The 241-nt window shown below is 65.1% G+C and carries 1 protein-coding gene; it reads left to right on the top strand.

The genetic code is table 11. From position 1 onward, the window contains the following. Positions 1 to 241, top strand: a 241-nt coding sequence (locus tag KVS69_RS20375) for a hypothetical protein (RefSeq protein ID WP_217540102.1), incomplete at both ends; no start/stop codon positions are given.

The following is a 241-nucleotide window of genomic DNA, read 5'->3' as shown; positions in this document are numbered from 1 at the left end:
GAACCACTTGCCGATGTGTTCGTGCACCTGCTGGGATTGCCGGTTCAAGCGATTGAGACGGTTACCGTTTACGAGGCGGATGGAACGGCTGCCGACGTTCCGCTTGAGGATCATCTTCTCGACGGCGCGGGCCGGCCGGCGCGGTTCTGGATGCGGAGCCCGCCGCAGCCGGGGCAGAGCATCAACGGCATCGAGATCGACTTTTCGGCCGGTTACGGCGAGGCCGGGACGGATGTGCCGG

The organism is Stenotrophomonas sp. GbtcB23 (assembly GCF_019091045.1).
GTDB classification, from domain to species: domain Bacteria; phylum Pseudomonadota; class Gammaproteobacteria; order Xanthomonadales; family Xanthomonadaceae; genus Stenotrophomonas; species Stenotrophomonas rhizophila_A.
Note: the sequence above shows the minus strand (reverse complement) of the source record. Positions and strands in the feature narration are given on the sequence as shown.